Source organism: Citrobacter sp. Cb041, from assembly GCF_030336655.1.
Lineage (GTDB): Bacteria > Pseudomonadota > Gammaproteobacteria > Enterobacterales > Enterobacteriaceae > Citrobacter > Citrobacter braakii.
The window spans coordinates 172,695-196,320 of the sequence record NZ_JAOWDD010000038.1 but is presented as its reverse complement, the minus strand read 5'-3'; the positions used below and the strand labels follow the sequence as shown (position 1 = coordinate 196,320).

Annotated in this window: 20 protein-coding genes; 14 read left to right on the top strand and 6 right to left on the bottom strand. The window is 52.9% G+C overall.

Features of this window, described 5'->3' with window-relative positions; all coding sequences use genetic code 11:
- Window positions 1-170: 170 nt before the first annotated feature.
- The 5 genes from OGV52_RS12285 (at window position 171) to caiF (ending at window position 7,651) form a co-directional block, all read left to right on the top strand.
- Window positions 171-1,178, top strand: coding sequence for a LacI family DNA-binding transcriptional regulator (locus OGV52_RS12285; RefSeq protein ID WP_016151647.1), 1,008 nt, complete (start codon window positions 171-173; stop codon window positions 1,176-1,178).
- 133 nt (window positions 1,179-1,311) lie between these two features.
- Window positions 1,312-2,133, top strand: coding sequence for a 4-hydroxy-tetrahydrodipicolinate reductase (gene dapB / locus OGV52_RS12280; RefSeq protein WP_259687839.1), 822 nt, complete (start codon window positions 1,312-1,314; stop codon window positions 2,131-2,133).
- Between the two features lie 455 nt (window positions 2,134-2,588).
- Entirely contained in the window at window positions 2,589-3,737 is a 1,149-nt protein-coding gene (gene carA / locus OGV52_RS12275; protein ID WP_003018918.1) for a glutamine-hydrolyzing carbamoyl-phosphate synthase small subunit, read from the top strand.
- Between the two features lie 17 nt (window positions 3,738-3,754).
- Complete coding sequence (carB, locus tag OGV52_RS12270; RefSeq protein WP_047498316.1) at window positions 3,755-6,982, top strand: carbamoyl-phosphate synthase large subunit; 3,228 nt, start codon at window positions 3,755-3,757, stop codon at window positions 6,980-6,982.
- Between the two features lie 273 nt (window positions 6,983-7,255).
- Window positions 7,256-7,651: a carnitine metabolism transcriptional regulator CaiF gene (gene caiF, locus OGV52_RS12265; RefSeq protein ID WP_016151651.1), complete on the top strand. Its 396-nt coding sequence runs from the start codon at window positions 7,256-7,258 to the stop codon at window positions 7,649-7,651.
- A 42-nt stretch (window positions 7,652-7,693) separates the two neighbouring features.
- Here caiF and caiE read toward each other — a convergent pair whose 3' ends face one another.
- From caiE to caiT, 6 genes are all read right to left on the bottom strand, one after another.
- The gene (gene caiE, locus OGV52_RS12260; protein ID WP_094760786.1) at window positions 7,694-8,290 is read right to left on the bottom strand and encodes a carnitine operon protein CaiE; all 597 of its coding nucleotides are present in this window, start codon (window positions 8,288-8,290) and stop codon (window positions 7,694-7,696) included.
- A gap of 60 nt (window positions 8,291-8,350) precedes the next feature.
- Entirely contained in the window at window positions 8,351-9,136 is a 786-nt protein-coding gene (gene caiD / locus OGV52_RS12255) for a crotonobetainyl-CoA hydratase (protein WP_046276037.1), read from the bottom strand.
- A gap of 54 nt (window positions 9,137-9,190) precedes the next feature.
- Complete coding sequence (gene caiC / locus OGV52_RS12250; RefSeq protein ID WP_287108570.1) at window positions 9,191-10,744, bottom strand: crotonobetaine/carnitine-CoA ligase; 1,554 nt, start codon at window positions 10,742-10,744, stop codon at window positions 9,191-9,193.
- Window positions 10,745-10,806: 62 nt separating this feature from the next.
- Window positions 10,807-12,024 (bottom strand): L-carnitine CoA-transferase, encoded by a 1,218-nt coding sequence (gene caiB / locus OGV52_RS12245; protein WP_016155668.1) that lies wholly within the window; start codon window positions 12,022-12,024, stop codon window positions 10,807-10,809.
- Between the two features lie 105 nt (window positions 12,025-12,129).
- Entirely contained in the window at window positions 12,130-13,272 is a 1,143-nt protein-coding gene (gene caiA / locus OGV52_RS12240) for a crotonobetainyl-CoA dehydrogenase (RefSeq protein WP_003018898.1), read from the bottom strand.
- Window positions 13,273-13,306: 34 nt separating this feature from the next.
- Window positions 13,307-14,824, bottom strand: a complete 1,518-nt coding sequence (gene caiT, locus OGV52_RS12235) for an L-carnitine/gamma-butyrobetaine antiporter (protein WP_047498325.1) — start codon at window positions 14,822-14,824, stop codon at window positions 13,307-13,309.
- Between the two features lie 481 nt (window positions 14,825-15,305).
- On the opposite strand from caiT, the gene OGV52_RS12230 reads away from it, so the two are divergent.
- The 9 genes from OGV52_RS12230 (at window position 15,306) to folA (ending at window position 23,597) form a co-directional block, all read left to right on the top strand.
- The gene (locus tag OGV52_RS12230) at window positions 15,306-16,076 is read left to right on the top strand and encodes an electron transfer flavoprotein FixA (protein WP_047498327.1); all 771 of its coding nucleotides are present in this window, start codon (window positions 15,306-15,308) and stop codon (window positions 16,074-16,076) included.
- A 15-nt stretch (window positions 16,077-16,091) separates the two neighbouring features.
- Entirely contained in the window at window positions 16,092-17,033 is a 942-nt protein-coding gene (locus OGV52_RS12225) for an electron transfer flavoprotein subunit alpha/FixB family protein (protein ID WP_016155671.1), read from the top strand.
- 49 nt (window positions 17,034-17,082) lie between these two features.
- Window positions 17,083-18,369 (top strand): FAD-dependent oxidoreductase, encoded by a 1,287-nt coding sequence (locus OGV52_RS12220; RefSeq protein ID WP_016151658.1) that lies wholly within the window; start codon window positions 17,083-17,085, stop codon window positions 18,367-18,369.
- The gene (fixX, locus tag OGV52_RS12215) at window positions 18,366-18,653 is read left to right on the top strand and encodes a ferredoxin-like protein FixX (protein WP_000203736.1); all 288 of its coding nucleotides are present in this window, start codon (window positions 18,366-18,368) and stop codon (window positions 18,651-18,653) included. The genes OGV52_RS12220 and fixX overlap by 4 nt, the downstream gene beginning before the upstream one ends.
- 109 nt (window positions 18,654-18,762) lie before the next feature.
- Window positions 18,763-20,106, top strand: coding sequence for an MFS transporter (locus tag OGV52_RS12210; protein WP_103848062.1), 1,344 nt, complete (start codon window positions 18,763-18,765; stop codon window positions 20,104-20,106).
- Between the two features lie 90 nt (window positions 20,107-20,196).
- Window positions 20,197-20,430, top strand: coding sequence for a YgdI/YgdR family lipoprotein (locus tag OGV52_RS12205; RefSeq protein WP_003018880.1), 234 nt, complete (start codon window positions 20,197-20,199; stop codon window positions 20,428-20,430).
- 103 nt (window positions 20,431-20,533) lie between these two features.
- Window positions 20,534-21,064: a glutathione-regulated potassium-efflux system oxidoreductase KefF gene (gene kefF, locus OGV52_RS12200; RefSeq protein ID WP_006686662.1), complete on the top strand. Its 531-nt coding sequence runs from the start codon at window positions 20,534-20,536 to the stop codon at window positions 21,062-21,064.
- Entirely contained in the window at window positions 21,057-22,919 is a 1,863-nt protein-coding gene (kefC, locus tag OGV52_RS12195; protein ID WP_016151661.1) for a glutathione-regulated potassium-efflux system protein KefC, read from the top strand. The genes kefF and kefC overlap by 8 nt, the downstream gene beginning before the upstream one ends.
- Before the next feature lie 198 nt (window positions 22,920-23,117).
- Window positions 23,118-23,597 carry a type 3 dihydrofolate reductase gene (gene folA / locus OGV52_RS12190; protein WP_016151662.1) on the top strand — a complete coding sequence of 160 codons (480 nt, stop codon included), beginning with the start codon at window positions 23,118-23,120 and terminating at the stop codon, window positions 23,595-23,597.
- Window positions 23,598-23,626 lie beyond the last annotated feature (29 nt).

Below are 23,626 nucleotides of genomic sequence, written 5' to 3'. Positions count from 1 at the left end.
GCTTATTTAAGATTAATCGATTAACCTTATTTTCATAGTGTGGTTAACGCGATTAACCCGCCATAATCAGAATCCAGTGCGGTGAAATGCACGTTAGCGTGATGTGAATCACACGTAAAAAGGCAATGTTTCGGTTATTCGATTAACCTTCGAAATAAACAGGAGAGGTCATGACTACAGTCACGCTGGCGCAGGTTGCTGAACGCGCGGGAGTCTCCACGGCAACCGTTTCAATGGTGTTGCGTAACCGGGGGCGCATTTCTCAGGCCACACGTGACAGGGTGCTCAAAGCGCTGGACGATGCCGGCTACGTTTATAATCAAACCGCCGCCAACCTGCGTAACCGGAGCAGTAATCAGGTCGGATTGTTGTTACACGATATCACTAACCCTTTTTACGGTGAGATGACTGCAGGGCTAAGCCATGAGATGGAGCGGCATGACCTGCTTCTGTTTCTGGCAAACAGTGAAGAGTCAGGAGAAAGGCAGCAAAAATTTGTCGACTCGTTGATGCGCAATAATGCCTGCGGCATGGTGCTCTGCGCGGCGCGCGAAACACCGACCTCCTTCTTCGAGGCGCTGAAAAGGCGCAATATTCCCGCCATCATGGTGGTTCGCCCTCTTAGCGATCCTGATTTTGATTTTGTGGGAACCGATAACTTTCTCGGTACGCAAATGGCCACCACCCATTTAGTCAAAATGGGGCATAAGAATATTGCGTTTATCGGTGGTAGCCCAAGTTCCGGGAGCCGGGCACAGCGTATCGGTGGATTCACCAGCACGTTGCTGGAGCAGGGAATATCGCCGAATCCGCAATGGATAGTGGCGACGCAGGCCAGCCAGATTGACGGCGCAAAAGTGGCAGAGTCGCTTCTTATGCGGTTCCCGGAAATTACCGCCGCCGTTTGTTATCAGGATATTGTGGCGCTTGGGGTTATGCAGGCATTACGCAAAATGGGGCGTGAACCAGGGCGCGATTTTGCGCTGGTGGGGTTCGATGACATCACCGAAGCGGCGCTGGTACAACCTGCGCTCACCACCGTGTCGGTGGCCGCAAAAGAGATAGGTCGCAAGGCTGGGGAGCTACTTTATAGTCGCATTCAGGGAAATGACGAACCTCCGAAACGCATTATTCTGCCACCTGCGCTGGTGGTCAGAGAATCATGTGGTTTTCGCTGATCGTCATGCCTTTTACTGATATCTCTGCCTGTTTATCATTAAATTCTAATTATCGACGTTTTCGGCTGGCGGCGCAGCGATGTGCTGGTTAATCTGAAAACGATTTACGTAAAATTAACAAAAGAGAATAGCTATGCATGATGCACAAATCCGCGTTGCCATCGCGGGAGCCGGAGGGCGCATGGGGCGTCAGTTGATTCAGGCCACTCTTGGCATGGATGGCGTACAGCTCGGCGCGGCGCTGGAGCGCGAAGGTTCTTCTTTGCTGGGAAGCGATGCCGGAGAATTAGCGGGAGCCGGTAAAACGGGCGTTACCGTGCAAAGTAGTCTTGAGGCGGTGAAAGATGATTTTGATGTTTTCATCGATTTTACTCGCCCGGAAGGCACGCTGGCGCATCTGGCGTTTTGCCGCCAGCACGGTAAAGGGATGGTGATTGGCACCACTGGCTTTGATGACGCGGGCAAACAGGCTATTCGTGATGCTGCGCAGGACATTGCTATCGTTTTCGCCGCGAACTTTAGCGTTGGCGTTAACCTCATGCTTAAGCTGCTGGAGAAGGCGGCGAAAGTGATGGGTGATTACACCGATATTGAGATTATTGAAGCCCATCACCGTCATAAAGTGGATGCGCCGTCAGGCACTGCGCTGGCGATGGGGGAGGCGATTGCCGGGGCGCTGGATAAAGATTTAAAAGAGTGTGCCGTCTATTCGCGTGAAGGTTACACCGGTGAGCGCGTACCCGGTACGATCGGTTTTGCCACGGTGCGGGCGGGAGATATCGTTGGTGAGCATACCGCGATGTTTGCCGATATTGGCGAGCGCATTGAGATCACGCATAAAGCCTCCAGCCGCATGACCTTTGCCAATGGCGCAGTACGATCGGCAATTTGGCTGAAATCAAAGTCAAACGGTCTTTTTGATATGAAAGATGTGCTTGATTTACGCAGTTTATAACTTTTATTACCCTTCGTGATGTGGTTATTGTAATCATAACTATTTGATTACATGGGGCAATATTTTATTGCCCTTTTATTTTTCGCTTTTTAATTTGATTTTTTATTTAATGGCCTGTTTATTGGTGTTTTACTGGATTATTTTGTTATCTCAATGTAAATTTTGACCAAATGGTCCACTTTTATCTATCGCGCTTCCTGTTTTTACACTCTTTATCTTCCGCAAGCGTTTTCCACCCCAAGTTAGCTGATCTTTTTGCCTGTTAAATCGTGTGTTTTATCCCAGTGGCGTAAAATAATAATAAAAAATGCCCTTTTGGGTAGACTTTTACGTGGGCTATCTCTAGAATGCCGCCGTTTGCCAGAAATCCATAGGTAAGCAAATTTGCATTGATTCATGAGGTGTTAATGAATTAATATGCAGATAAAGTGAGTGAATATTCTCTGGAGGGTGTTTTGATTAAGTCAGCGCTATTGGTTCTGGAAGACGGAACCCAGTTTCACGGTCGGGCCATAGGGGCAACAGGTTCGGCGGTTGGGGAAGTCGTTTTCAATACTTCAATGACCGGTTATCAAGAAATCCTCACTGATCCTTCCTATTCCCGCCAAATCGTCACTCTTACTTATCCTCATATCGGTAATGTCGGCACCAATGAAGCCGATGCAGAATCTTCTCAAGTACATGCGCAAGGCCTGGTCATCCGCGACCTGCCGCTGATTGCCAGCAACTTCCGCGATACCGAAGACCTCTCTTCTTACCTCAAACGCCATAATATTGTGGCAATTGCCGATATCGATACCCGTAAGCTGACGCGTTTGCTGCGTGAAAAGGGCGCACAGAACGGCTGCATTATCGCGGGTGATAACCCGGATGCGGCGCTGGCGCTGGAAAAAGCGAAAGCCTTCCCGGGGCTGAACGGCATGGATCTGGCGAAAGAAGTGACCACCGCGGAGCCTTATAGCTGGACGCAAGGTAGCTGGACGCTGGCCGGTGACCTGCCGGAAGCTAAATCCGCCGATGAACTGCCGTTCCACGTAGTGGCCTACGATTTCGGCGCTAAACGTAACATTCTGCGTATGTTAGCGGATCGCGGCTGCCGCCTGACGGTTGTGCCGGCGAAAACCTCTGCTGAAGATGTTCTGAAGATGAATCCGGACGGTATCTTCCTGTCCAACGGTCCTGGCGATCCGGCGCCGTGCGACTACGCGATTACCGCGATTCAGAAATTCCTCGAAACCGATATTCCGGTATTTGGCATCTGCCTCGGCCATCAACTGCTGGCGCTGGCAAGCGGTGCGAAGACCATTAAGATGAAGTTTGGCCACCACGGCGGCAACCATCCGGTAAAAGATATTGATAACAACACCGTGATGATCACCGCTCAGAACCACGGTTTTGCGGTCGATGAGGCCTCCATGCCTGCCAACCTGCGCGTGACCCACAAGTCGCTGTTTGACGGCACCCTGCAGGGGATTCATCGTACCGACAAACCGGCGTTCAGCTTCCAGGGGCACCCTGAAGCAAGCCCGGGTCCACACGACGCTGCGCCGCTGTTCGACCACTTTATCGAGTTAATTGAGCAATACCGTCAGTCCGCGAAATAATCAGGAGTAAAAGAGCCATGCCAAAACGTACAGACATAAAAAGTATCCTGATTCTGGGCGCGGGTCCGATCGTTATCGGTCAGGCGTGTGAGTTTGACTATTCCGGCGCGCAGGCGTGTAAAGCCCTGCGTGAAGAGGGTTACCGCGTTATTCTGGTGAACTCCAACCCGGCGACCATCATGACCGACCCGGAAATGGCCGATGCCACCTACATCGAGCCGATTCACTGGGAAGTGGTACGCAAAATCATTGAGAAAGAGCGCCCGGATGCGGTGCTGCCAACCATGGGCGGTCAGACGGCGCTGAACTGTGCGCTGGAGCTGGAACGTCAGGGCGTACTGGCTGAGTTCGGCGTGACCATGATTGGCGCGACGGCGGATGCTATTGATAAAGCGGAAGACCGTCGTCGCTTCGACATCGCGATGAAAAAAATCGGTCTCGATACCGCACGTTCAGGCATCGCTCACACCATGGAAGAAGCGCTGGCGGTTGCCGCTGACGTCGGCTTCCCGTGCATTATCCGTCCGTCTTTCACCATGGGTGGCACCGGCGGCGGTATCGCCTACAACCGCGAAGAGTTTGAAGAAATTTGCGAACGCGGTCTGGATCTTTCCCCAACTAACGAACTGCTGATTGATGAATCGCTGATTGGCTGGAAAGAGTACGAGATGGAAGTGGTGCGTGATAAAAACGACAACTGCATCATCGTCTGCTCCATCGAAAACTTCGACGCGATGGGCATCCATACCGGTGACTCCATCACCGTTGCGCCAGCCCAGACGCTGACCGACAAAGAATATCAAATCATGCGAAACGCCTCGATGGCGGTACTGCGTGAAATCGGCGTTGAAACCGGTGGTTCTAACGTCCAGTTTGCAGTAAACCCGAAAAACGGCCGTCTGATTGTTATCGAGATGAACCCGCGCGTCTCCCGCTCCTCGGCGCTGGCGTCCAAAGCAACCGGCTTCCCGATTGCTAAAGTCGCAGCCAAGCTTGCGGTAGGTTACACCCTCGACGAACTGATGAACGACATCACCGGCGGGCGGACTCCGGCTTCGTTTGAGCCGTCCATCGACTACGTTGTGACGAAAATTCCACGCTTCAACTTCGAGAAATTTGTTGGCGCTAACGACCGTCTGACCACCCAGATGAAATCTGTCGGTGAAGTGATGGCGATTGGCCGCACCCAGCAAGAGTCTCTGCAAAAAGCGCTGCGCGGTCTGGAAGTGGGCGCGACCGGCTTCGACCCGAAAGTAAGTCTGGATGACCCGGAAGCGCTGACCAAAATCCGCCGCGAGCTGAAAGACGCGGGCGCCGAGCGTATCTGGTACATCGCCGATGCTTTCCGTGCTGGCCTGTCCGTCGATGGCGTGTTCAACCTGACCAACATCGACCGTTGGTTCCTGGTGCAGATTGAAGAACTGGTGCGCCTGGAAGAAAAAGTCACAGACCTTGGCATCAACGGCCTCGACGCTGACTTCTTGCGCGTACTGAAGCGCAAAGGTTTCGCCGATGCGCGTCTGGCGAAACTGGCCGGCGTACGCGAAGCGGAAATCCGCAAGCTGCGTGACCAATATAACCTGCACCCGGTCTACAAGCGCGTGGATACCTGCGCGGCAGAATTTGCCACCGACACCGCTTACATGTACTCCACTTATGAAGACGAGTGCGAAGCGAATCCAACTCAGGATCGTGACAAGATTATGGTGCTGGGCGGTGGTCCAAACCGTATCGGTCAGGGCATTGAATTCGACTACTGCTGCGTACACGCCTCGCTGGCGCTGCGCGAAGACGGTTACGAGACCATCATGGTCAACTGTAACCCAGAAACCGTTTCTACCGACTACGATACCTCCGACCGTCTGTACTTCGAGCCGGTAACGCTGGAAGACGTGCTGGAAATCGTGCGCATCGAGAAGCCGAAAGGCGTTATCGTGCAGTACGGCGGCCAGACTCCGCTGAAGCTGGCGCGCGCGCTGGAAGCGGCAGGCGTGCCGGTTATCGGTACCAGCCCGGATGCTATCGACCGTGCGGAAGACCGTGAACGCTTCCAGCAGGCGGTTGACCGTCTGAAGCTGAAACAACCGGCGAACGCCACCGTGACCGCCATTGAAATGGCGGTTGAGAAGGCGAAAGAGATTGGTTACCCGCTGGTGGTGCGTCCGTCCTACGTTCTCGGCGGCCGCGCGATGGAAATCGTCTACGACGAAGCCGACCTGCGTCGCTACTTCCAGACCGCGGTCAGCGTTTCTAACGATGCGCCGGTACTGCTGGACCGTTTCCTTGATGACGCGGTGGAAGTGGACGTGGACGCCATCTGCGACGGCGAGATGGTGCTGATTGGCGGTATTATGGAGCACATCGAACAGGCGGGCGTGCACTCCGGTGACTCCGCATGTTCTCTGCCTGCGTATACCCTGAGCCAGGAAATTCAGGATGTGATGCGCCAGCAGGTGCAGAAACTGGCCTTCGAACTGCAGGTTCGCGGTCTGATGAACGTCCAGTTTGCGGTGAAGAATAACGAAGTTTACCTGATTGAAGTGAACCCGCGTGCGGCGCGTACCGTTCCGTTCGTCTCCAAGGCAACGGGCGTACCGCTGGCGAAAGTTGCAGCGCGCGTGATGGCCGGGAAAACGCTGGCACAGCAGGGCGTCACCAAAGAAGTTATCCCGCCGTACTACTCGGTAAAAGAAGTGGTGCTGCCGTTCAACAAGTTCCCGGGCGTTGATCCGCTGTTAGGGCCAGAAATGCGCTCTACTGGTGAGGTGATGGGCGTGGGCCGTACCTTCGCGGAAGCGTTCGCCAAGGCACAGCTCGGCAGCAGCTCCACCATGAAAAAACAGGGTCGTGCGCTGCTCTCCGTTCGCGAAGGCGATAAAGAGCGCGTGGTTGACCTGGCGGCGAAGCTGCTGAAGTTTGGTTTCGAGTTGGATGCGACGCACGGCACCGCGATTGTGCTGGGCGAAGCGGGTATCAATCCACGTCTGGTGAACAAGGTGCATGAAGGCCGTCCGCACATTCAGGACCGTATCAAGAATGGCGAGTACACTTACATCATCAACACTACCGAAGGCCGTCAGGCGATTGAAGACTCCAAGCTGATTCGCCGCAGCGCACTGCAGTACAAAGTGCATTATGACACCACCCTGAACGGCGGTTTCGCAACGGCGATGGCGCTGAATGCCGATGCTACCGAGAAGGTGACCTCGGTTCAGGAAATGCACGCGCAGATCAAAAAGTCATAAAAAAAAGGCCCGGTGATAATTGCGCTAACCGGGCCTGCAATATAATTGGGAAAGGGTTTCTGTAAAGAAACCCTTTTTTTATCTCTCATAAGGTCATTCCTGGCCAACCGCGCTTTCATAACCACATTTTCAATGTAATAAGCACGATGTTGCTCACACTAATCAACATTCAAGTCGCATATTATCCCTTATATCCACAATTTTAATATGGCTTAGTTTTTATTAATTTGGACAGGCCGTAGCCAGATTTTTAATTTGTGAAATGGTGTGCTTATGTGTGAAAAATATGTTGAAAGACCGCTTTATTTGTTAATTGCTGACTGGATGATGGCTGAAGATCGTTGGATCACAGCAAAGGAAATTTCCCGCCATTTTGATATTGAACACTGCAAAGCAATTAATACGCTCTCTTATATTCTGTCGGAAGTGGGAGAAATTGTTTGTGAAGTTAAGATGATCCCTAATCAAATTGCAGGCCGCGGCTGCCAGTGCCAGCGTTTGGTGAAAGTCATCAGTATTGATTCTCATCTCTACAGACGATTGAATCACAATTTGCAGGAAAAAAAGGTGAGTGTGGCGAAAACGCCGCGACTGCCAGCGGTTCCCCCAACAGAGCTTAACCGTGAGCAGAAATGGCAGATGATGCTCTCCAAGAGCATGCGTCGATAATGGTGATTTGCCGGATCGGCGTGAGCGCTTCTCCGGCATAAATTACCGTGCTGATTTTGGCTTTACGTCCGTCGTGCCTTTCAGGCGCGGCCGGTTTTTTTCGACCTGCGTTAATGGCAAGGTTTCGTGTAGTCCTGTTTGGCAGCGGATTGCAAGGTCCTGATACTCTTTGGTGTTCAGCCGTTTCCAGTCCAGCTCCTGGTCCGTGACTTCACGCAGTACGCGAACCGGTGAACCAACCAGCATCTGCCTTGCCTCTCCCTGAAATCCGGCTTTGACAAAGCTCATGGCAGCGACAATGCTCTCTTCGCCAATCACCGCGCCGTCCATAATCACGCTGTTCATGCCAATCAGCGCATCTCTGCCCACCACGCAGCCGTGCAGAATTGCGCCATGGCCGATGTGTCCATTCTCATGCACGATAGTGTCGGTGTCGCAGTAGCCGTGCATGATGCAGCCATCCTGCAGGTTAGAACCGGCTTCCAGAATCAGGCGACCATAGTCACCGCGCAATGAGGCGTGTGGACCAATATAAACCCCGGCCCCCACAATGACATCGCCAATCAGCACAGCGCTGGGATGGACATAGGCATCCGGATGTACCACCGGAATCAGGCCCTCAAAGGCGTAATAGCTCATTGTCTTATCTCGGTTTTATTGCCGGATTGCGGCGTAAATACCTTATCCGGCATAGGCACATTAACGACCTTTCCATACCGGATCGCGTTTTTCCGCAAATGCCTGTGGTCCTTCGAGTGCATCTTCCGAGTGCAGCACCGATGGATAGTGCTTAAGCACACCGCTGCGGATGTACCGGTAGCCTTCTTCCACTGGCATTTCGCTGGTCGCACGGTAAATTTCTTTCAGCGCGGCGATAGCCAGCGGGGCGCTATTTACCAGCTGCTGCGCCAGTTCGCGCGCGCTATCCATCAGGTCGCTCTGGCTGACAACGCGGTTGACGATGCCCCAGCGCAGTGCTTCTTCGGCGCTCATTCGTCTGCCGGTCATCACCATTTCGTTGACGATAGCCGGTGGCAGCAGTTTAGGTAGACGCAGTACGCCGCCGCTGTCAGGCACGATCCCGAGTTTTGCTTCCGGCAGCGCGAAGCTGGCATTTTCCGCACAGACGATAAAATCCGCCGCCAGCGCCAGCTCAAAACCGCCGCCAAACGCGTAGCCGTTTACCGCGGCGATGACCGGCTTATCGAGGTCGAAAATTTCGGTTAAACCGGCGAAGCCGCCTGGGCCAAAATCGGCATCCGGCGCTTCACCTTCGGCCGCCGCTTTTAAGTCCCAGCCCGCAGAAAAGAATTTCTCTCCGCCGCCGGTGATAATTGCTACGCGTAATTCCGGGTCATCACGAAAATTAAGAAAAGCTTCCCCCATTGCAAAGCTGGTTTTAGCGTCAATGGCATTGGCTTTAGGCCGGTCAAGGGTAATTTCCAGGATCGGGCCGTTACGGGTCAGATGTAATGATTCACTCATAGTTCATCTCCAGATAATTAGGTTTCCCGGCCGGAGGAATTCCGACCGGAAGGGTTATTTCAGATTTTTTTTGATTATTTTTCCTGAACAATTGCGCGGCAGGTCGGTTCTTATCTCCATAAAAGAAGGAACCTTGAATTTCGCCATATTGTTTTCGCAGAAGCTGAAGAACTCAGCTTCGCTTAATGTTTCACCCTCATTAAGGACGATAAAAGCTTTAATGGCTTCATCACGGATCGAGTCTTTAATACCGACAACCACAATGTCCTGAATTTTCGGATGCGCAGAAATAATATTTTCCAGCTCGACGCAGGAGACATTTTCCCCACCGCGTTTAATCATGTTGCAGCGTCTGTCGACGAAATAAAAAAAACCGTCCGCATCCTGGTAACCCGAATCACCGGTATGTAACCACCCTTCAGGTTCCAGCGCTTTGGCAGTAGCGTCGGGTTGCGCGTAGTACTCTTTGAAGATTGTTTTTCCCGGCTCGCCTTTAATGCAGATTTCGCCAATTTCTCCGGCGGGCAGGGGACGGTTGTGATCGTCACGGATTTCGGCTTCATAGCTAAAACCCACGCGACCAATAGAAGGCCAGCGCCGTTTGTCTCCAGGGCGATCGCCAATAATGCCCACGATGGTTTCGGTCATGCCGTAGGAGGTCAGCAGTCTGACGCCAAAGCGGTCGATAAAGGCATCTTTTTCCTGTTCGGATAAATTGAGATAGAACATCACTTCGCGCAGGTGATGCTGTCTGTCCGTTGGGGCTGCGGGTTGGACCATCAGCGTTCTGATCATCATCGGGATGCATTCGGTGACCGTCGCCTGATATCTACGCACCTGATCCCAGAACGCCCTGGCGCTGTACTTCTCCACCAGCACAAAGGTGCTGCCTGCGGAGAATGCGGCCATGGCAGCCGTACACTGACAGTCGATATGAAAAGCGGGCATCACCGTCATATAGACGTCATCATCGCGCAGAGCGATTTGCCAGGAGGTGTAGTAGCCCGCAAAGCGCAGGTTGTAGTGGGTAATCACCACCCCTTTAGGCCGTGAGGTGGTGCCTGAGGTGAACAGAATTTCCGCCGTATCGTCAGTGGATAACGCAGGCGTATAGCACAGATTAGTCGACTGGCGGGCTTGCAGTTGGGTAAAGTGGCTCACGCCGTCGTCAACCGGAAGCTGTTCGCCAATCAGACAGATATGATTAAGCGGAGTGGTATTTTCCAGCCGTATCTGGCGGTACATAGGATAAAACTCGGCACTGGTGACCAGCAGGCTCACCTGGCTGTTTTGCAGGATCCAGGCGCTCTCTTCGCCCAGCAAGCGGGCATTAATCGGCACCATAATGGCGCCAATTTTTGCCAGTCCAAACCAGCAAAAGATAAATTCCGGACAGTTATCCAGATGCAATGCGACCTTGTCGCCCTTGCGGATCCCTAAGGAATGGAAAAGGTTCGCCGTGCGGTTTATCTCTTCATTGAGCGAGGCATAGCTATACTGCCGAACGATTCCTTCGCAGGATTCGAAAATTAACGCCGTTTTATCTCCGTACACCCCGGCCAGGTCGTCCCACATCTGACGTAAGTTTTGTCCGCCAACGATATCCATAATGCTTTATCCACTGAAATCAGGCGTGAGCGCTAACCAACCAGCGGGTCAGCGCGTCGCGTTTATTCCTCAACTCTGGCCAGGCCTTTGCCGACCAGCTCATTTATGTCTGCTTCGCTATAACCAATGTTTTTCAGAATGGCGGCGGTATCCATGCCGTGTGACGGCATGCCACGCCAGATTTTCCCTGGGTTGTTTTTAAATTTCGGCATGATGTTCGGCCCTTTGCAGGTGCGGCCGTCCATCGTTTGCCACTGAGTAATGGATTCACGGGCAACGTACTGCGGGTTGCCTTCCAGTTCAGGAATGGTCAGTACCTTCGCGCAGGCGATATTCAGCTCAGCAAAGCGCGCCTGGACTTCGGCGATGGTGTGTGTTGCCAGCCAGGCGTCCAGTTTCTCTTCCACGAGCGGGCCGTAAGGGCATTCCACGCGATGGATAAGCTGGGTACCTTCCGGGACTTCCGGTGTGCCAAGAATGTGGGCGAGGCCAATATCATTGAAGCACTCGTTGATTTGCGTGATGCCGACCAGCTCCATGACGATATAGCCATCGGCGCATTTATAGAGACCGCAGCCAGCGTAATACGGGTCTTTGCCTTTGGTCATGCGTGGACAAATTTCGCCGCCGTTGAAGTAGTCCATCATGAAGTACTGACCCATACGCAGCATCACTTCGTACATGGCGATATCAATGCTTTCACCCTTACCCGTTTCGCGTACTTTGTGCAGGGCTGCCAGCGCTGCTGTCGTTGCGGTCATCCCGGAGAAGTAATCGGCGGTGTACGGGAAGGCCGGCATCGGCTGATCAACATCACCGTTTTGGATCAAATAGCCGCTGAACGCCTGCGCGATGGTGTTATATGCCGGAAGATTGGTGTACTCCTCGGTACCAAACTGGCCGAAGCCGGAAAGGTGGGCGATAACCAGTTTCGGGTTATGTTCCCACAGCACGTCATCGGTAATGCCGCGGCGAGCAAAGGCCGGGCCTTTACTGGCTTCAATGAAAATATCGGTAGTTTCCATGAGCTTCAGAAACGCTTCTCGGCCTTCATCTTTGAAAATATTCAGCGACAGGGCGTGCAGGTTGCGGCGTGAGAGCTGTGGATAGTTAGGTTGCACGCGGATGGTATCGGCCCATGCGACGTTTTCAATCCAGATAACCTCAGCACCCCATTCGGCGAACATTTGTCCGGCAAACGGGCCGGCAATTTCGATCCCTGAAAAAACCACGCGTACCCCGGCAAGTGGGCCAAAGGTTGGCATTGGTAAATGATTCATAATTTTGCTCCTGGCATTTTTTGTAGGCCCGGTAGGCGCAGCGCCACCGGGCATGTTGCCGGATGGCGGCGTAAACGCCTTATCCGGCCTACGAATCGTGCTGAATTAGCGGTATTGCTTGAGTACCGCACGACCCAACGTCAGGATCTGCATTTCATCAGAGCCACCAGAAACACGGTCAACGCGCAGATCGCGCCAGAAACGCGTGATGCGATGGTTACCCGCGATACCTACACCCCCCAGCACCTGCATGGCGGTATCGACCACTTCAAACGCGGCGTTGGCGCAGAAGTATTTGCACATTGCCGCATCGCCCGAAGTAATGGTGCCGTTATCCGCTTTCCATGCCGCTTCAAGCAGCATGTTTTTCATGGAATTCAGTTTGATCGCCATATGCGCGAACTTCTCCTGAATCAGCTGGAAACGGCCGATCGTTTCGCCAAACTGCACGCGCTGATTGGCGTAGCGCGCGGCGTCTTCAAAAGCGCACATTGCCGTACCGTAGTTGGTCAGCGCGACGAGGAAACGTTCATGATCGAACTCTTCTTTCACGCGGTTGAAACCATTACCTTCCCGACCGAACATGTCTTTCTCGTCCAGTTCAACGTCGTCAAAGGTGATTTCACAGCAGCTATCCATGCGCAGACCGAGTTTCTCCAGCTTGTTGACCTTGATACCCGCTTTGCTCATGTCAACGAACCACTCGGTGTAAACAGGTTTATCCGGCGATGCACCATCTCTCGCCATAACCACGATGTACGGGGTATAGGCGCTACTGGTGATAAAGCACTTACTGCCATTAAGATAAACCTTACCATTTTTACGTGTATAAGTGGTTTTCAGGCTGCCAACATCCGATCCCGCTCCCGGTTCGGTGATGGCAGAGTTCCACATCTGCTTACCGGTGCCCTGGAACGCCATGATTTTATCGATTTGCTCCTGAGTCCCTTCACGCAGGAAAGTGTTAAAACCGCCCGGTAACTGGTACAGCACGTAGGTTGGTGCGCCCAGGCGTCCGAGTTCCATCCAGACTGCAGCGACGGTAACAAAACCCGCTTCCAGTCCACCGTGTTCTTCAGGAATCAACAGGCTATCGATGCCCATATCCGCCAGCGCTTTAACAAAACGCTCAGGGTAGACGCTGTCACGATCGCACTCGGCAAAATAAGCTTCCCAGTTCTCACTGGCCATCAATTCACGAATACCGGCGACAAACAGCTCCTGCTCGTCATTTAAGTTGAAATCCATCTTTCAGCCTCTTGATCAATTGGGTTAATAAGAATTACTTGTCTTTCCAGTGCACTTTGGCGTCTTTAATAAAGGACAGCGTCACCATGATGTTGACGAAGAACAGCGGACATCCTCCGGCGATAATCGCGGTCTGAATCGGCTTCAGCCCACCCAGCGCCAACAGAACGATACCGATGATGCCGACCAGAACGGACCAGCCGATACGCACTAACAGCGGCGGTTCTTCACCATCGCGGACTTCACGACAGGTGGACATCGCCAGGGTGTAAGAGCAGGCGTTAATCAGAGTCACGGTGGCAATAAAGCAGAGGATGAAGAAGCCCCACATGGTGGCGGTGCTGAGCGGTAGAGCAGCCCAGGTTTCGATAATGGCGCGCGCCACACCGTGTTGTTCAATCAGCTGCGGGATATTGAGAACGTTTTTATCCATCAGCAGCAGCGTGTTGCTGCCAAGGACTGTCCACAGGATCCAGGTCGACGCGGTCAGGCCCAGCACCATCCCGAAGCACAGTTCACGGACGGTACGACCACGCGAAATACGGGCCAGGAAGATACTCATCTGGATGGCGTAAATGACCCACCACGCCCAGTAGAAGACGGTCCAGCCCTGTGGGAAGCCGCCTTTACCGATGGCATCGGTATAGAACAGCATGCGCGGCAGATACATCAACAGCATGCCGACGGAGTCGGTGAAGTAGTTCATGATGAAGCTGGCGCCGCTGACGATAAACACCCAGCCCAGCATCAGGAAGCTCAGATAGCTACGCACGTCGCTGGCGATCTTGACCCCTTTTTGCAGGCCGCAGGCCACGCAAATGGCGTTCAATATGATCCAGCAGGTAATGATGATTGCGTCGAGTTGCAGCGTATGCGGAATACCGAACAGATACTGCATGCACTCGGTTACCAGCGGAGTGGCCAGACCGAGGCTGGTACCCATCGCGAAGATCAGCGCTACCAGATAGAAGTTATCGACGATGGTGCCGAACAGCCCTTTCGCATGCTTCTCGCCCACTAACGGTACCAGCGTGGAGCTGGGACGGATGACGTCCATCTTGCGCACAAAGAAGAAGTAGGCGAAAGCCACAGAAAGGAAACTGTAGGTTGCCCACGGCAACGGTCCCCAGTGGAACAGGCTGTACGCCAGGCCCAGCTCTTTCGCAGCCGTAGAGTTAGGCGCGAGAGCAAACGGCGGGGTGGAGATGTAGTAGTAGATCTCGATGGAACCCCAGAACAGCACCGCGGCGGATGTACAGGAAGCGAACATCATAAAAATCCAGCTGGTGGTACTAAACTCTGGTTTTTCGTCGCCTAATTTCTTTTTGGCATACGGGCCAAAGACCAACCAGAACCAGCCGAAGAGCATGACGACCATATACCATTCAAATGCCCAGCCCCAGACATTGGTGACATAACTGAATACCGCATTAATAACGACGTTAGCGGCATCGAGATCTCTTACAGTTAGCCAGCAAAGTATCCCAACTATTATTAATGGCGGAAAAAAAACCTTCGGTTCAATTCCCGATTTTCTCTTTTCATTTTTCATAAGTGAATTCCAGTGTGAAAACGAAACTTATTTAGCGTGCCCGTGCATGATCGTTTGTTTATTTATTATTAATGATTTGTTGATAACTTTTTAACCTCTGGGAGCGCCTCAGTGAGTAACCCATAATGAGTATTCATATCGGGTGGTTCTGTTATCTTTGTCACACTTTTTTATGCTGAGTAATTCGCTTAAAAATTTGATGTTTTTTGTTTTTAATCAATTAGTTGGCTGTGGTTTTTTAACTTTTTTAAGTGACTGGCGTTCAATATTGTTGAACCCGCAGACAATATTGAAAATTTTCATATTTGACGTGATTCTTTCAATATTGGTGAGGTGCATAACACTATTGAAAGTTACGAATTTCAATGTGTGACATTTTCAATATTGGTGATTAAGGTTTTATTTCCGAATTAAAGAGCGTGATATCTGTATTTAACACTGCCGATATAAATACGTTTCCTTCATGATTTCTGGAGATGCAATGAAGATAATTACTTGCTACAAATGCGTACCTGATGAACAGGATATTGCGATTAATAATGCTGACGGTTCACTCGATTTCAGCAAAGCGGATGGCAAAATAAGCCAGTATGATCTGAATGCGATCGAAGCGGCTTGTCAGTTGAAACAACAGTCAGGAGAGGCCCAGGTTGTGGCCATGAGCGTCGGCGGCAAAGCGCTGACCAATGCAAAAGGGCGAAAAGATGTGCTTTCCCGTGGCCCAGATGAACTGATTGTTGTTATTGACGATCAATTTGAACAGGCGCTGCCGCAACAAACTGCCAGCGCGCTGGCTGCCGCCGCGCAAAAAGCAGGTTTCGATCTGCTTATTTGCGGTGACGGTTCTTCCGATCTTTATGCTCAGCAGGTTGGTCTGCTGGTGGGCGAAGCGCTGAATATTCCGGCGATTAACGGCGTGAGTAAAATCCTCTCTCTTACCGACAGCACTCTGACGGTAGAGCGTGAACTGGAAGATGAAGTCGAAACTCTGAGCATTCCGCTTCCGGCGGTGATCGCGGTCTCAACGGACATCAACACCCCACAAATCCCTTCCATGAAAGCCATTCTTGGCGCAGCGAAAAAACCTGTTCAGGTCTGGTCGCCGGCAGATATTGGCCTTAACAGCGCGCAGGCATATTCCGAACAACACGTTGCTGCACCGAAGCAGCGCGAGCGTCAGCGCGTTGTAATTGAAGGTGACGGTGAAGAACAGATTGCCGCGTTTGTCGAGAATCTTCGCAAAATCATTTAATTATCAGGGGATGTTATGAACAAATTTTCCAGTATCTGGGTATTCAGCGATACCCCTTCTCGTCTGCCGGAACTGATGAATGGTGCGCAGGCTTTAGGTGAAAAAGTTAACACGTTTGTGCTGAGTGAAGCGGACTGCGCGACGGCATGCCATTTAGGCGCAGATGATGTCTGGTTACTCAGCGGTAAACCAGAAGACCGTATGGTCGAAGACTACGCTGATGTGATGGCCGAAACTATTCGTCAGCACAGCGAGGGCGGGGCGGTGCTGCTGCCGAATACGCGTCGCGGCAAGCTGTTAGCGGCAAAACTGGGTTTTCGCTTGTCGGCAGCGGTCTCCAACGACGCCAGTGCAGTCGCCGTGCAGGATGGAAAAGCGGCGGTAAAACATATGGTCTACGGCGGCCTGGCGATGGGGGCAGAAACAATCGCTTCACCGTTCGCCGTGATAACGCTCAGCAGTGGAACGTTTGACGCGCAGCAACCGGATACCGCCCGCAGCGGCGAGGTGCACAGTGTGTCATGGCAGGCTCCGGCTGTAGCCGTTACTCGTACGGCAACTCAGGCACGTCAGAGCAACAGCGTCGACCTCGACAAAGCCCGTCTGGTGGTTAGCGTGGGACGCGGGATCGGCAGCAAAGAAAATATCTCGCTGGCGGAGGCGCTGTGCCAGACGATTGGTGCCGAGCTGGCGTGCTCCCGTCCGGTGGCGGAAAACGAGAAGTGGATGGAGCACGAACGCTACGTCGGCATCTCCAACCTGATGCTCAAGCCGGAACTGTATCTGGCCGTGGGGATCTCCGGGCAGATCCAACATATGGTCGGCGCCAACGGCGCGCAGACGATTTTCGCCATCAACAAAGATAAAAATGCGCCGATCTTCCAGTATGCGGATTTTGGCATCGTTGGCGATGCGCTGAAGATCCTGCCTGCGCTGACGGCTGCTTTAGCGCGTTAAACCATTTCGGGCAGGATGCGAAGGTGTCCTGCCGCTGACAGGAGTACGTATGTCCGAAGATATCTTTGATGCCATCATCGTGGGTGCAGGTCTGGCGGGTTCGGTTGCGGCGCTGGTGCTGGCTCGGGAGGGCGCACAGGTGCTGGTTATCGAGCGCGGCAATTCTGCTGGCGCGAAGAATGTCACCGGTGGGCGCATGTATGCGCATAGCCTGGAGAACATCATTCCCGGTTTTGCTGAGCAGGCCCCCATTGAACGCATCATCACCCACGAAAAACTCGCCTTTATGACCGACAAAGGGGCGATGACCATCGACTATTGCAACGGCGAAGACGCCAAATCGTCGCAGGTTTCTTACTCTGTCTTACGCAGTAAATTTGACGCCTGGCTGATGGAACAGGCCGAAGAGGCGGGCGCTCAGCTCATCACCGGTATCCGCGTGGATAACGTTGTGCAGCGCGAGGGCAAAGTCGTGGGCGTGGAAGCCGATGGCGATATTCTGGAAGCCAAAGTGGTGATCCTTGCCGACGGAGTGAATTCTCTGTTGGCTGAAAAGTTGGGTATGGCAAAGCGCGTCGAGGCATCACATGTTGCCGTCGGCGTAAAAGAGCTGATCGAGTTGCCGAAATCGGTAATTGAAGATCGTTTCCAGTTACAAGGGAACGAAGGGGCTGCCTGTCTGTTTGCCGGATCGCCCACCGATGGGTTGATGGGCGGTGGCTTTCTCTATACGAATGAAACGACCCTTTCTCTGGGACTGGTCTGCGGCCTTCATCATCTGAAAGATGCGAAAAAATCGGTTCCGCAAATGCTGGAAGATTTCAAACAGCATCCGGCGGTTGCCCCGCTGATCGCCGGTGGCAAGCTGGTGGAATATGCCGCGCACGTCGTACCGGAAGCCGGTATCAACATGCAGCCAGAACTGGTGGGGGACGGCGTATTGATTGCTGGTGACGCTGCTGGAATGTGTATGAACCTCGGCTTTACCATTCGCGGTATGGATCTCGCCATATCCGCAGGTGAAGCGGCGGCGAAAACGGTACTTTCCGCAATGAAGCGCGACGATTTTAGTAAGCAGTCGCTGGAGGAATACCGTCAGCATCTGGACGAAGGCCCGATGCGCGATATGCGCATGTATCAAAAGCTACCCGCTTTTCTTGATAACCCACGCATGTTTACCGCTTATCCGGAAATGGCGGTCAGTATTGCGCGCGACCTGTTCACCGTGGATGGTTCGGCACCGGTGCCAATGCGTAAAAAAATCCTGCGCCATGCGAAGAAAGTGGGCTTCATCAACCTGATGAAAGATGGCCTGAAAGGAGTGACCGTATTATGACATCTCCCGTCAACGTGGACGTCAAACTGGGCGTCAATAAGTTCAATGTGGATGAAGACAGTCCGCATATCATTCTCAAAACCGATCCTGATAAACAGGCGCTGGAGGTGCTGATTAAGGCCTGTCCGGCTGGCCTGTATAAAAAGCAGGATGACGGTAGCGTACGTTTTGATTATGCCGGATGCCTGGAATGCGGAACGTGCCGCATTCTCGGACTGGATACAGCGCTGGAAAAATGGGAATACCCGCGTGGGACGTTTGGCGTGGAGTTCCGCTACGGCTAAACCTGGTGCCGGATGGCGGCTTCGCCTTATCCGGCCTACAGGAACAATGCGTAGGCCTGATAAGCGTAACGTCATCAGGCATTAAGTTAAAATAAAACAGGACATAACCATGCAGCAGCCCAGGAACTTTGATGACATCAAATTCACCTCTATTCACCGCCGGATAATGCTGTGGGGAAGCGGTGGGCCGTTTCTGGATGGTTATGTGCTGGTGATGATTGGCGTGGCACTGGAACAGCTCACGCCAGCATTGAAACTGGATGCGCAGTGGATTGGTCTGCTGGGCGCCGGTACGCTCGCGGGTCTGTTTGTGGGGACGTCGCTGTTTGGCTACATTTCCGACAAGGTCGGGCGGCGCAAAATGTTCATTATCGATATTATCGCCATTGGCGTGATATCGGCGGCAACCATGTTTGTCTCCTCGCCCGTTGAGCTGTTGGTAATGCGCGTGCTGATCGGTATTGTAATTGGTGCCGACTACCCGATCGCCACCTCGATGATTACCGAGTTCTCCAATACCCGCCAGCGCGCTTTCTCCATCGGTTTTATCGCCGCTATGTGGTATGTCGGCGCCACCTGTGCCGATCTGGTCGGCTACTGGTTGTATGATGTTGAGGGCGGATGGCGCTGGATGTTGGGCAGCGCGGTGATCCCCTGCATTTTGATCCTGATTGGGCGTTTCGATCTTCCTGAATCGCCGCGCTGGCTGCTGCGTAAAGGTCGGGTGAAAGAGTGTGAGGAGATGATGATCAAACTGTTCGGCGAACCGGTGGTGTTCGACGAAGAAGCGCCGCAGGAGACGCGCTTTCTTCAGCTATTTAATCGCCGTCATTTCCCGTTTGTACTGTTTGTCGCCGCTATCTGGACTTGTCAGGTGATCCCGATGTTTGCCATTTATACCTTTGGTCCGCAGATTGTGGGGCTGCTGGGGCTTGGTGCCGGGAAAAGCGCCGCGTTAGGAAATGTGGTAATCAGCTTATGCTTTATGTTGGGGTGCATTCCTCCCATGTTCTGGCTTAATAGCGCGGGCCGACGACCGCTGTTAATTGGCAGCTTCATTATGATGACGCTGGCGCTGGCCGTGCTGGGGTTAATCCCTGATATGGGCGCGTGGCTGGTGGTGCTGGCGTTTGCCGTATACGCGTTTTTCTCTGGGGGACCAGGAAACCTGCAATGGCTATACCCTAACGAACTGTTTCCCACCGATATTCGTGCGTCTGCCGTCGGGGTGATTATGTCCTTAAGCCGTATCGGCACCATTGTTTCAACCTGGGCGCTGCCGGTGTTCATCACCAAATACGGGATCAGTAATGTCATGCTGATGGGGGCGGGCATTTCGCTGATTGGCCTGCTCGTGTCCATCGCTTTCGCCCCGGAAACGCGAGGTCTGACGCTGGCGCAAACCAGCCAAATGACGATCCGCAGTAAGCCCGTGACCAAGGCGGGTTATTAGGAGTGTTCTGTATTTTCCCTGCAACTCAGTCAGTTAGCCTACAGTTAACGGGTATATCACTGAAAACGACTGAAAAGCAGGGAGAACACCATGCAAAAACATATTCTGATCACCTCTATTTTTACCGCAGCAGCACTGTTCACCGTAGCCGGTTGCTCCTCGAACCAGGCGGTTAAAACGACCGATGGCAAAACAATCGTGACCGACGGCAAACCGCAAGTTGATGATGATACAGGCCTGGTGTCGTACAAAAATGCGCAAACGGGTAAGACGGAACAAATTAACCGCGATCAGGTTAAAGATATGAGCGAACTGGATAACTAGTTCAGTTTTCTCCATTCAACCACTCAATAATATTGACTGTTAGCCTGCGGATTAACTGACTAAACTCACTGTTATTACAATAATGCAGTGAAACAGGCTAATCATGATCCTCATCATTTATGCGCATCCCTATCCGCAGCACTCGCATGCGAATAAGCGGATGCTTGAACAGGCAAGGACGCTGGAGGGCGTGGAGATCCGCTCGCTCTACCAGCTTTACCCCGACTTCAATATCGATATTGCCGCTGAACAGGATGCGCTGGCGCGCGCTGATTTGATTATCTGGCAGCATCCTATGCAATGGTATAGCACACCTCCCTTACTCAAGCTGTGGATGGACAAGGTCCTTTCGCACGGTTGGGCATATGGCCACGGCGGGACTGCGCTCCACGGTAAACATCTGCTGTGGGCAGTGACGACCGGCGGCGGCGAAAACCACTTTGATATTGGCTCCCACCCCGGATTTGATGTGCTTTCCCAGCCCTTACAGGCAACGGCGCTCTACTGTGGGCTCAAATGGCTGCCGCCGTTTGCGATGCACTGTACGTTTATCTGTGATGATGAAACTCTGCAGGCGCAGGCGCGTCATTACAAACAGCGTCTGTTGGAGTGGCAGGAGGTTCATCATGGATAACCATACGCTAATACAGGCGCTGATTTATCTCGGATCGGCGGCGCTGATTGTCCCCATTGCCGTGCGACTGGGGCTAGGGTCAGTGCTGGGGTATCTCATCGCAGGGTGCATTATTGGACCATGGGGCCTGAGGATGGTGACCGACGCTGAATCAATCCTGCATTTTGCCGAGATCGGCGTGGTGCTGATGCTGTTTGTCATCGGTCTGGAGCTGGATCCGCAACGTTTGTGGAAACTGCGGGCCTCGGTGTTCGGTGGTGGTGCGCTGCAGATGGTGGTATGCGGCGGTCTGATTGGTTTGTTCTGTATGTTCCTCGGCCTGCGCTGGCAGGTAGCGGAACTGATCGGCATGACGCTGGCGCTTTCCTCCACGGCTATTGCTATGCAGGCGATGAATGAACGGAACCTGATGGTTTCGCAAATGGGACGCAGCGCGTTTGCCGTGCTGCTGTTCCAGGATATCGCCGCTATTCCTCTGGTGGCGATGATCCCATTACTTGCGGCGAGCGGCGCATCGACAACGCTTGGGGCGTTTGCGCTCTCCGCCCTTAAGGTGGCGAGCGCCCTGGTGCTGGTGGTGTTGCTGGGGCGTTATGTGACGCGTCCAGCCTTGCGTTTTGTCGCTCGTTCTGGCCTGCGGGAAGTATTCAGTGCCGTTGCGCTGTTCCTCGTTTTTGGCTTCGGTCTGTTGTTGGAAGAGGTTGGACTGTCGATGGCGATGGGGGCGTTCCTGGCCGGTGTGCTGCTGGCAAGCTCTGAGTATCGTCACGCGCTGGAAAGCGATATTGAGCCATTTAAAGGGCTGCTGCTGGGACTGTTTTTCATCGGTGTCGGGATGTCTATCGACTTTGGTACGCTGATTGATAATCCCTTGCGCATTATCATTCTGTTGGTCGGTTTCCTGGTTATCAAAACCGTCATGCTGTGGCTGATAGCGAAACCCTTACAGGTGCCGAACAAGCAGCGCAGATGGTTTGCCGTGTTATTAGGGCAGGGCAGTGAGTTTGCCTTCGTGGTGTTTGGCGCGGCGCAAATGGCAAACGTGCTTGATCCTGATTGGGCGAAATCTCTGACGCTGGCGGTGGCGCTGTCGATGGCGGCGACGCCGATTTTACTGGTAATTCTGACGCGTCTGGAAAAATCGGCGACCGGTGAAGAGCGGGAAGCAGATGAAATCGACGAGGAACAACCTCGGGTGATCATCGCCGGGTTTGGGCGATTTGGTCAGATAACCGGTCGTCTGTTGTTGTCGAGCGGGGTCAAAATGGTGGTTCTTGATCATGACCCGGACCATATCGAAACGCTGCGTAAATTCGGCATGAAGGTTTTCTATGGCGATGCGACGCGGATGGATCTGCTGGAGTCTGCCGGGGCGGCTAAAGCTGAAGTTATTATTAACGCCATTGACGATCCGCAAACCAGCCTGCAACTGACCGAAATGGTGAAACAGTATTTCCCGCATCTGCAAATTATTGCCCGTGCGCGCGACGTGGATCATTACATCCGCTTGCGCCAGGCTGGCGTGGAGATGCCGGAACGTGAAACCTTTGAGGGCGCGCTGAAGACCGGACGTTTGGCACTGGAAGGTCTTGGGCTTGGACGCTATGAAGCGCGTGAGCGGGCCGATGTATTCCGCCGCTTCAACACGCTGATGGTTGAGGAGATGGTGAAAGGGGAAAATGACGCAACGTCCCGCGCGGCGGTATATAAACGCACCAGCGAAATGCTGAGTGAAATTATTGCGGAAGATCGTCAGCACTTATCATTAATTCAACGCCATGGCTGGCAAGGCACGGATGAAGGTAAGCATACGGGCGACGTCGCCGATGAGCCGGAAGTGAAACCGTCAGCATAGGGTAAAAAATGTGATGTTCTGCAAACTTTACTGCTAATTGGCTGTTTTTGAACTACTGTAATGCTGGCGTACCACCTTAAATAGGTCGGTTCGCCAGCAGAACGGAAAATTTTCATGCTCATCCTCTTTCCGCCAGTTGACGAAAGATTGCGCTTTCCGTATAGTGGCGACAATTTTTTTGTATCCGGGAAACATTCAATGATCAGTCTGATTGCGGCGTTAGCGGTAGATCGCGTCATCGGTATGGAAAATGCCATGCCATGGAACCTACCTGCCGATCTCGCCTGGTTTAAACGTAATACCTTAAACAAGCCGGTTGTCATGGGACGCCACACGTGGGAATCCATCGGGCGACCGTTGCCAGGGCGTAAAAATATCGTCATCAGCAGCAAGCCTGGCACCGACGATCGCGTGCAGTGGGTGAAGTCTGTTGAGGAAGCGATCGCGGCCTGTGGCGATGAACCTGAAATCATGGTTATTGGCGGTGGGCGTGTGTATGAGCAGTTCCTGCCGAAAGCGCAGAAACTGTATCTGACACACATTGATGCGGAAGTTGAAGGGGATACGCATTTCCCGGACTACGAACCGGATGACTGGGAATCGGTGTTCAGTGAATTCCACGATGCTGACGCGCAAAACTCCCACAGCTACTGCTTCGAGATTTTGGAACGTCGTTAATGTGGATGCCTGATGGCGTTGCGCTAATC